The organism is Nocardioides sp., assembly GCF_036401255.1.
Lineage (GTDB): Bacteria > Actinomycetota > Actinomycetes > Propionibacteriales > Nocardioidaceae > Nocardioides.
In genome coordinates this window covers 1-9,565 of sequence record NZ_DASWVI010000316.1, presented here as the reverse complement: position 1 = coordinate 9,565, position 9,565 = coordinate 1, and the positions used below count along the sequence as shown (strand labels likewise).

Sequence of the window (9,565 nt, the reverse complement as noted above, 5' to 3'; positions counted from 1 at the left end):
CGCACTGACCGAGGAGACCCCGGGGACGATCTCGAAGCCGATGCCCGCCTTGACGCACGCCTGCGCCTCCTCCGGCCCGGAGGCGTAGAGGAACGGGTCGCCGGCCATCAGCCGCACCACGCGCAGGCCGCGCTTGGCCTGCCGCACCACGACCTTCGCGCGGGCCGCGTGGGTCAGCGGCTGGCCGTCCTCGCCGAAGCCGCCGTCGACGAGCTCGGGCCCGTGGGCCCCGGTGTCCCCGGCGTCCCCGGTGGCTGTCGTGCCGGCGGTGCCGTCCGGGTCGGCGGGCAGGCCGAGCACGGTGCGGACCAGGGCCGCGTGGTCGGGCACCTCGGTCACCACGACGTCGGCCTGCTGGAGCAGGTCGACGGCGCGCACGGTCAGCAGGCCCGGGTCGCCCGGCCCGCTGCCGACGAACGACACCCAGCCTCGAGTGGATCCCGAGCCGGTGGCGGTGGTGGTCTTGCCTCGAGTCATGCGTTCTGCACCTTGTCTGCTGTGTCCTTCAAGGGGTCGTTCACGGGGTCGTGCGCGGGGTCGTTCAAGCGGTCGTGCGCGGGGTCCGAGAGCCGGGCGGCCCCGTCGGCGAGCATCTCCTCGGCCAACCGGGTCCCGACGCCGACGGCGTCGGCGGGGTCGCCCGCCGCGGACCGGCGCACCGTGAGCGCCCCGTCGGGTGAGAGCGCCACTGATCTCACCCAGAGCTCTTCGTCCTGCTCGCCCTCCACGATCTCGGCGAGCGCCCCGATCGGGGCCGAGCAGCCGCCCTCGAGCGTGGCCAGCACGGCGCGCTCGGCGGCGACCGCGGCCCGGGTCCGCGGGTCGTCCAGGGCGGCGGTGACCTCGGCGGCCAGCGTGTCGTCGGTGCGGCACTCCACGGCCAGCGCGCCCTGCCCCGGCGCCGGGAGCATCTGGAGCGGGTCGAGGACCTCGGTGACCTCGTCGAGGCGCCCGATCCGGGCCAGCCCCGCGCGGGCGAGGATCACGGCGTCGTACTCACCGGAGCGGACCTTGCCGACCCGGGTGTCGACGTTGCCGCGGATGCCGGCGATCTCCAGGCCCAGGCCGAGCGCGTGCAGCTGCGCGACCCGGCGGGGCGAGCCGGTGCCGACCCGGCTGCCCACCGGCAGCTCTCCCAGCGTGAGGCCGTCGCGGGCGACGACGACGTCGCGGGGGTCCTCGCGCTGCGGGACGGCGGCCAGCACGATGCCGTCGGCGGGCGCGGTCGGCAGGTCCTTGAGCGAGTGGACGGCGACGTCGACGTCGCCGCGCAGCAGCGCCTCGCGCACCGCGGCGACGAACACGCCGGTGCTCGCCGCGCCCTGGAGCGGTACGCCGGAGGCCTGGCTGCGATCGCCCTCGGTCGAGACCTCGACCAGCTCGACGTCGCGACCGAGCCGCTCGCGGAGCACGTCGGCGACCAGGCGGGACTGGGTCGTGGCCAGCACGGAGGCGCGGGTGCCGACCCGCAGCGTGGGGGCACTCATGCGAGCCCCTCGGGGCGGGTGACCGCGTCGACGGCGTCGGGGTGGAGCGCGAACAGCTCGGCCAGCGCGGTGGCGTAGGAGACGGCGCCGTCCTCGTTGGCCAGCTCGCGGACCCGCACGGTGGGCTGGTGCAGCAGCTTGTCGGCGACCCGGCGCACCGTGTGCAGGACCTCGGCCCGCGCGTCGTCGTCGAGGTCGGGCAGGCGGCCGGTCAGCCGCTCCATCTCGGCCTCGACGACCGAGGTGGCCATCGAGCGGAGCGCGACCACCGTGGGGGTGACACTCGCCTGCCGGCGGGCGGTGAGGAAGGCGGCGACCTCCTGGGTCACGATCTCGCGGACCGCCTCGACCTCCTGCCCCGCGTCGGACTCGCTGAGGTCGTCGGCGAGGTCGGCGAGGTTGACCAGCGTCACGCCCGGCAGCTCGGCCGCGGCGGGGTCGACGTCGTGCGGCAGGGCCAGGTCGAGGATCGCGAGGTCGCGGCCGTCGGTGACCGCGGCGGCGACGGTCTCGCGGCCGATGAGGATCCCGGCCGCTCCCGTGCACGACACCACCACGTCGGCCAGGGCGAGCTCGGCGGGCAGGTCGGCCAGCGCCGCGGCGCGCGCGCCGTACTCCTCGGCGAGCCGGTCGGCGCTGGCGGGGGTGCGGTTGACGACCGTGACGCTCCCGGCCCCGCGGGCGGCGACCGTGGCGGTCGCGAGTCCGGCCATCGACCCGGCGCCGACGACGAGCACCCGCTTGCCCGAGAGGTCGCCGACGGCGACCCGGCTGCGGTCCAGGGCCGCGGTGACCAGCGAGGGCGCGGCCCGGTCGATGCCGGTCTCGGCCCGGGCCCGCTTGCCGACGCGGAGAGCCTGCTGGAACAGCAGGTTGAGCGCGGGGCCGACGGTGCCGATCTCCTGGCCGGCGTGGAGCGCGGCCCGGGTCTGACCGAGGATCTGGCCCTCGCCCACCGCCATCGAGTCCAGGCCGGACACCACCTGGAACAGGTGCGAGACCGCGCCGTCGTCGTAGTGGACGTACAGGTGCGGCAGCATCGCCTCCGTGCGCTCGCCGGCGCGCTCGACGACGAGGCGGGACAGCTCCTCCACGCTGCCGTGGAAGCGGTCGACCTCGGCGTAGATCTCCAGCCGGTTGCAGGTGGCGATGACCGTGGCCTCGGTGACGTGCTCGCTCGCCGCGACGTCGTCGATCAGCTTGTGCAGCGCCGGGCCGTCGAGCGCGAGCTGCTCGAGCAGGGCGACCGGCGCGGTCTTGTGGGAGATGCCGACCACGAGCACGCTCATGCGGTCACCGCCCCCTGGGTCTTGCGCTGCTCGTGGTAGGCGAGGATCTGCAGCTCGATGGACAGGTCCACCTTGCGCACGTCGACCTCGGCCGGGACGGTGAGGACGGTGGGCGCGAAGTTGAGGATGCTGGTGATCCCGCAGGCGACCATCCGGTCGGCGACGTCCTGCGCGGCGACCGCGGGTGTCGCGATCACCCCGATCGCGACGGAGTGGTCGCGGACGATCCGCTCGAGGTGGTCGAAGGGGCGTACGTCGATGCCGGCGACGACCTGCTCGTGCCGGGCGGGGTCGGCGTCGAGCAGCGCCACCACCCGGAACCCCCGGCTACGGAAGCCGGAGTAGTTGGCCAGCGCCTGCCCGAGGTTGCCGATGCCGACGATCACGACCGGCCAGTCCTGGGTGACCCCGATCTCGCGGGCGATCTGGTAGCGCAGGTAGTCCACGTCGTAGCCGACGCCGCGGGTGCCGTAGCTGCCGAGGTAGGACAGGTCCTTGCGCAGCTTCGCGCTGTTCACGCCGGCCGCGAGCGCGAGCTCCTCGCTCGAGCAGGTCGCGGTGCCCTCCTCGGAGAGCGAGACGAGGGCCCGGAGGTACACCGGCAGTCGCGCGACGGTGGCCTCGGGGATGTCCCGGGCACTCTCGGGGGAGGTCCGTGCGGTCACTGCTCTCGTCTCCAACGCCATGGGGCCAGGCCGTCGTCGAGCACAGCAGGACGACCCCGTCCTCGCACCCGGCGGCTCGTTCACTGTAGGAGTTTGTGAACAGGAGAACAAACCGGACCGGAGCCGTCGCCCGGCTGGTGGGACGGGCTGTGAGATGACCCACGCCGGCGGCGGCGCCGGGCCCGGGGCCGCTCAGGATCGGGCGAGCGCCCTCCGCAGCCGCGTCTCGTCGACGCGCCAGAAGTCGTGCTGCCGGCCGTCGACGAACGTCACCGGGACCTCGTCGGTGAACCGCTCGCGCAGCTCGGGGTCGTCGTCGATCGAGACCTCGACGTACTCCTCCCCGAGGTCCGCGCACACGCGCTCGACGACCTCGCGGGCCACGTCGCACAGGTGGCAGCCGGGCCGCGAGTAGATCGTCACCCGGGGCGCGCTCACTCCAACAACCCCATCACTCCAACAACCCCAGCGCCCGGCGCCGCTCGATGCCGCGCAGCCGGCCCTTCTGCACCTTGCCGGTGCCGGTCTTGGGCAGGGTCTCGACCACCTCGATCCGCGAGGGCCGCTTGAACCGGGCGAGCCGCTCCTCGCAGTGCGCACGGGCCGCCGCGGCGACGGCGGCCGGGTCGGCACCGGGCGCCCGGACGTAGGCCACGACCGCCTCCCCGGTGTCCGGGTCGGCGACCCCGATCACGGCCGCCTCCTCGACCCCGTCGACCTCCGCGAGGACCTCCTCGACCTCGACCGGGTAGACGTTGAAGCCAGACACGATCACCAGGTCCTTGATCCGGTCGACCAGGAACAGGTCGCCGGCCGGGTCGAGGAACCCGACATCGCCGGTCGACCACCAGCCGTCCTCGTCGGGCCCGCCGTCGCCGTCGGGCCAGTAGCCGCTGAACAGGTTGGCGCCCCGGATCTGGATCTCCCCCGGGTCGTCGCCCTCCGGCGGCCGACCGGACTCGTCGACCAGGCGCAGCTCCACCCCCGGCAGCGCCGCGCCGACCGACCCGGCCGGCGGTGCCTGGCTGCACAGCGTGCTCGTCACGACCGGCGCCGCCTCGGTGAGCCCGTAGCCCTGGTGCACCGCGACCCCGGTGCGAGCCGTGAACCGCTCGAGCACGTCGGCCGCCAGCGGTGCCGACCCCGACAGGACCAGGCGCACGGGGCCGAGGTGCTCGGCCAGGTGCTCCTCGTGCTCCCAGTGGGCGAAGACCGGCGGCGCCACCGGGACCACGCTGCACGCCTCGTCGTCGATGAGCGACAGCGTCTCGTGCGGGTCGAAGTGCTCGACCAGCACGAGCTTGGCGCGGTGGCGCAGCACGCCGCCCAGGACCGCGTTGAGGCCGTAGACGTGGAACAGCGGGAGTACGCCGAGCACCACGTCGTCGCCGTGGATCATCGGCGGGTCGACCCGGGCGATCTGGTCGAGGTTGGCCAACAGCGCCCGGTGGGTCAGCATCGCGGCGCGCGGGCGGCCCGACGTACCACTGGTGTAGAGGAGGACGGCGAGCTTCTCAGGGTCCTGCAGGGGCGGCACCGGCCGCGCCTCGGCCTCCCGCAGCGCGGCGTACGGCCGCTCGCCGGACAATGGCTCCGCCTCGACGACCGCCACCACCGGCGCCGGCGCCTCGAGGGACGCGACGGCCTCGCGGACGGCTCCCACCGTGTGCGGGTCCGCGACCACCAGCCGCGACCCGGAGTCGGCGAGCATCCGGGCCAGCTCGGCGGCCGTGGAGCGCGGGTTGACCGGGACGGCCACCGCCTGGGCCCGCAGCACGCCGAGGTAGGTGGTGACGAACTCGAGCCGGTTGCCGACCGCGATCATCACCCGGGCGCCACCGAGGACGCCCGTCTCGCCCAGCCCGGTCGCGATCCGGCCGACCTCGTCCTCGAGGCCGCTCCAGGTCAGGCTGCGGCCGCCGGCCTCGACGACCGCGAGGCGGTCGGGGTGCTCGGCGGCGGCGCCGCTCACCAGCTCGGTGATGTCGCGCATCCCAGGCATGAGGGGATACTTCCACATCCACGCTCCGGCACCGGGCGGTGCCTCGAACGCGGTCTACCCTGCCCCTGTGAGCCCGTCGCGCGACAAGAGAGCCCGACCGCGCAACCTGCAGGTGCGCTCGGTGCTCGCCGGCGAGGCCGCGGCGGCCGCCGCCGAGGTGGAGTCGGCGCTGACCCCGCCGCTGGACCCGGTGGCGGCGGCGTTCTTCGACGTCGACAACACCGTCATGCAGGGCGCCAGCATCTTCCACCTCGCCCGCGGGCTCCACCGGCGGAACTTCTTCACGACCCGCGAGATCCTCGGCGCCGCCTGGAAGCAGGCCTACTTCCGCGTCGTGGGCGTCGAGGACCCCGACCACGTCGCCGACGCCCGGGCCTCGGCGCTCGGGTTCATCGCCGGCCACACGGTCACCGAGCTGCAGGAGCTGGGCGAGGAGATCTTCGAGGAGGCGATGGCCGACCGGATCTGGCCAGGCACCCGGGCCCTGGCCCAGCTGCACCTCGACGAGGGGCAGCGGGTCTGGCTGGTCACGGCCGCGCCGATCGAGATCGCGCAGATCATCGCCCGCCGGCTCGGGCTGACCGGCGCGCTCGGCACCGTCGCCGAGCACGTCGACGGCGTCTACACCGGCCGCCTGGTCGGCGACCTCCTGCACGGCCCGGCGAAGGGCGAGGCGGTCCGCGCGCTGGCCGCGCGGGAGGACCTGGACCTGCGCCGGTGCTCGGCGTACTCCGACTCCTACAACGACCTGCCGCTGCTCTCGATGGTCGGCGACCCGTGCGCGATCAACCCGGACGCCCGGCTCCGCGCGTATGCCCGCGAGCAGGGCTGGCGCATCCACGACTACCGCACCGCCCGCAAGGCGCTGCGGGCCGGCCTGGTGGTCGGCGGGATCGCCGGCGCCGCCAGCGGCACGGTGGCCGCGGGCCTCGCGCTGCGCAGCCGCCGGTTCCTGCGCTGACCCCTCCCCGGCCGGATTCCGGTCGGACCGGTCCTTTAACCGGACGGCGGTTCACAGAGGCGTAACTCACGTTTACGATGGGGCAGGCTTCGGGGGAAGCTTCCGGGAGGATCTGACATGTCGTGGGAGGACACCGACGTCGCGCGCCGTCTGGACGCGCTGCGACGCCTGGTCGCCCAGGTGCTGCTCGCCGAGCAGCCGCACCTCGCCGCCGCGACCCCCGGCCCCGGGGCCCCGAACCTCGCGCTGCCGGGACTCCTCGCGACCGAGGCGGCCACGAGCGGGCGCACCACGGCCGGGTCCGGTGATCCGGTCGGCCCCGGCGGCTACGACGACGCCGAGCTGGCGGCCTCCTCGGAGGAGGACGAGGCCGAACGCTCCCGGCTGATCGCCCTGGTCGAGCTGGCCCGCAAGGGCGACACGGAGGCCTTCGGCCTGCTGTACGACCACTACCAGCCCTCGGTCTACCGGTTCCTCTTCTACCGGACCCGGTCGGGCACGCTCGCGGAGGACCTCACCTCCGAGACGTTCTTCCGCGCGCTGCGGAGCATGAACGGGTTCCGCTGGCAGGGCAAGGACTTCGGCGCCTGGCTGATGACGATCGCCCGCAACCTCGCGACCGACCACTTCAAGGCCGGCCGCACCCGTCTCGAGCTGACGACCGAGGACATGGGCCTCCACGACGACGCGACCGAGGGTCCGGAGTCCACGGTCCTCGCCGGCCTGACCAACGAGCTGTTGCTGCGCGCGCTCACCGAGCTGCCCCCCGAGCAGCGCGACTGCCTGGTGATGCGGTTCCTGCAGGGCATGAGCATCGCCGAGACGGCCGCGGTCCTGGGGCGCAGCGACGGCGCGGTCAAGCAGCTGCAGCTGCGCGGCGTACGCAATCTCGCGAAGCTGATGCCCGAAGGGATCCGGGACTGATGCGCGGCGCCTTCGAAATCGTTTACGTCGCCCCCGGCACCCGCGTAACCTCGCGCTGCCACGCGTCGTTGAGGTCGGTGTCAGCGTCCCCGACCGGCGGCGCTGCCGACGGCTGGATGGGGCGGACGAGATGAGCTGGGGTTTCACGGCGCAACGGCGCGCCGAGGAGTTCAACGAGAGGATCGAGGGCGCGTCGTCGTACGACGCCTCCGATCCGCGCGACGCGGAGCTGCTCGAGCTCGTCGGCGCACTCCGCTCGGTCCCCGACGCCACCGCCCGCCCCGAGTTCGTCGCCACGCTGCGCGAGCGGCTGATGGCCGAGGCCGCCACCGCCCTGGTCCCCGACGACGTCTCGCGGCTCACCCTGCCCCAGCGCCGCCCGACCCGGGAGCGGCGGCTCGCCGCCGTCGCCGGCGGCATCGCGATCGTCGGCGCGACCACCTCGCTGGCCATGGCCTCGCAGTCGGCGCTGCCCGGCGACTCGCTCTACCCCGTCAAGCGGGCCATCGAGCGCGCGCACACCGGGCTCTCGGTCGGCGAGGCCGGCAAGGGCGCCACCATCCTGGCCAGCGCCAGCGACCGCCTCGGCGAGGTCGAGGCGCTGACGGGCCAGGACGACACCGGAGACGAGCAGCGGATCGCCGACACGCTCAACACGTTCACCGACCAGGCGACCGAGGCCTCCGACCTGCTGCTGGCCGACTACGCCCACACCGGGTCGGCGTCCTCGATCGCGCGGCTGCGCGACTTCGCCGCGGCCAGCATCGACCGGCTCGCCGCCCTCGAGCCCCTGGTGCCGGCCGACGCCCGCGACGAGCTGATCCGCGCCGCCGGGGTGGTCACGACGATCGACAGCGAGGCAGCGCTGCGCTGTGCCGACTGCGGCGGCGCCGGCATCGCCTCGATCCCGCCCGGACTGGTCGCCGCCCAGGAGACGATCACGGTCCCGCGCCCGCCGGCCGAGCCCGTCGCCCACGCCGACCGCACCGACCGGGGCGACAAGTCGGGCCACGGCCCCAAACTGCCCGACGTCGACGCCGAGGAGATCGGGCCCGGCAGCGTGCTCGACCCCGGCTCCGGCGACCAGCCGTCCGGTGGTGGCACCGGAGGCTCGGACCCGATCCGCGACCTCACCGACGACCTCACCGGCGGCGGCTCACCCAGCGACGCCCCGTCGATCCCCGTGGTGAGCGACGTCGTCGACGGGGTGACCGGCATCCTCCAGGGCGTCATCGACGGCGTCACCGGCGAGCTGCCCAAGACCCCCTGACGGGGGGTCGTCGTCGGCGGTCGGCTCACCGGGTCTCGACACGCGGGTCGCTCGACCACCATCAGCGGGTCCGCTGGCGCGTCCCCGCTACTTGAAGACCGACTCCCGCTGCATCAGCAGGGAGTAGAGCGTCTGCTGGATGGTCTCGCGGACCTGGTCGGTGACGTTGAAGACCAGCATCGGGTCGTCGGCCGCGCCCACGTCGAGCTCGTCGGTGCGGATCGGCTCGCCGAACTCCAGCAGCCACTTCGAGGGCAGCGGCACCAGGCCGAGCGGGCCCAGCGCGGGGAAGAACGGCGTGATCGGGAGGTAGGGCAGCCCGAGGAGGCGCGCCAGCGACGGCAGGTTGCCGACCAGCGGGTAGATCTCCTCGGCGCCGACGACCGACAGGGGGATGATCGGCACCCCGGTGCGCAGCGCCGCGGCCACGAACCCGCCCCGGCCGAACCGCTGCAGCTTGTAGCGGTCGCCGTAGGGCTTGCCGATGCCCTTGAAGCCCTCGGGCCACACGCCGACGAGCTCACCGCCGGTCAGCATCCGCTCGGCGTCCTCGGTGCACGCCAGCGTCGCCCCGCCCTTGCGCGCCAGCGAGCTCACGAACGGCAGCCGGAAGACCAGGTCGGCACCGAGCGGGCGCAGGAACCGCCCGGTGTGGTCGTGGACCGCCACCAGCGTCATCAGCCCGTCGACGGGGATCGTCCCGGAGTGGTTGGACACCACGAGCGCGCCGCCCTCGGCGGGGATGTTCTCCACACCACGGACCTCGATGCGGAACCACTTCTCCGCGATCGGGCGCAGCGCCGCCAGGAGCAGGCGCTCGGTGACCTCCTGGTCGAAGCCGTACTCGTCGACGACGTAGTCACCGGTGACGCGCCGCCGCAGGAACGCCAGGAACCGGGCCAGCTGGGGCTCCCACTGCTCCCCGAACACCTCGCGGGCGCCGTGCTGGAGCGCGGCCAGCCAGTCC

10 protein-coding genes are annotated in these 9,565 nt (G+C 74.1%); 3 read left to right on the top strand and 7 right to left on the bottom strand.

The annotated features are described in order from the left end of the window. The 6 genes from VGD85_RS14895 to VGD85_RS14870 all read right to left on the bottom strand — a co-directional run. Window positions 1–477, bottom strand: a 477-nt coding sequence (locus VGD85_RS14895; RefSeq protein WP_331064222.1) for a uroporphyrinogen-III C-methyltransferase, incomplete at its 3' end; no start/stop codon positions are given. Next, window positions 474–1,487, bottom strand: coding sequence for a hydroxymethylbilane synthase (hemC, locus tag VGD85_RS14890; protein ID WP_331064221.1), 1,014 nt, complete (start codon window positions 1,485–1,487; stop codon window positions 474–476). The genes VGD85_RS14895 and hemC, both read right to left, overlap by 4 nt. After that, window positions 1,484–2,776: a glutamyl-tRNA reductase gene (locus VGD85_RS14885; protein WP_331064220.1), complete on the bottom strand. Its 1,293-nt coding sequence runs from the start codon at window positions 2,774–2,776 to the stop codon at window positions 1,484–1,486. The genes hemC and VGD85_RS14885 overlap by 4 nt, the downstream gene beginning before the upstream one ends. Then, entirely contained in the window at window positions 2,773–3,462 is a 690-nt protein-coding gene (locus VGD85_RS14880) for a redox-sensing transcriptional repressor Rex (protein ID WP_331064219.1), read from the bottom strand. Before VGD85_RS14880 ends, VGD85_RS14885 begins: the two co-directional genes overlap by 4 nt. Window positions 3,463–3,633: 171 nt before the next feature. Then, window positions 3,634–3,879, bottom strand: coding sequence for a glutaredoxin family protein (locus VGD85_RS14875; protein ID WP_331064218.1), 246 nt, complete (start codon window positions 3,877–3,879; stop codon window positions 3,634–3,636). A 13-nt stretch (window positions 3,880–3,892) separates the two neighbouring features. After that, window positions 3,893–5,443, bottom strand: coding sequence for a class I adenylate-forming enzyme family protein (locus tag VGD85_RS14870; RefSeq protein ID WP_331064217.1), 1,551 nt, complete (start codon window positions 5,441–5,443; stop codon window positions 3,893–3,895). Window positions 5,444–5,510: 67 nt separating this feature from the next. On the opposite strand from VGD85_RS14870, the gene VGD85_RS14865 reads away from it, so the two are divergent. From VGD85_RS14865 to VGD85_RS14855, 3 genes are all read left to right on the top strand, one after another. Further along, window positions 5,511–6,404: an HAD-IB family hydrolase gene (locus VGD85_RS14865; RefSeq protein ID WP_331064216.1), complete on the top strand. Its 894-nt coding sequence runs from the start codon at window positions 5,511–5,513 to the stop codon at window positions 6,402–6,404. A gap of 117 nt (window positions 6,405–6,521) precedes the next feature. After that, window positions 6,522–7,328, top strand: coding sequence for a sigma-70 family RNA polymerase sigma factor (locus VGD85_RS14860; RefSeq protein WP_331064215.1), 807 nt, complete (start codon window positions 6,522–6,524; stop codon window positions 7,326–7,328). 130 nt (window positions 7,329–7,458) lie between these two features. Further along, the gene (locus VGD85_RS14855; RefSeq protein WP_331064214.1) at window positions 7,459–8,598 is read left to right on the top strand and encodes a DUF5667 domain-containing protein; all 1,140 of its coding nucleotides are present in this window, start codon (window positions 7,459–7,461) and stop codon (window positions 8,596–8,598) included. Window positions 8,599–8,685: 87 nt separating this feature from the next. On the opposite strand, the gene VGD85_RS14850 is transcribed toward VGD85_RS14855, so the two are convergent. Beyond that, window positions 8,686–9,565, bottom strand: an 880-nt coding sequence (locus VGD85_RS14850) for a lysophospholipid acyltransferase family protein (RefSeq protein WP_331064213.1), incomplete at its 5' end; no start/stop codon positions are given.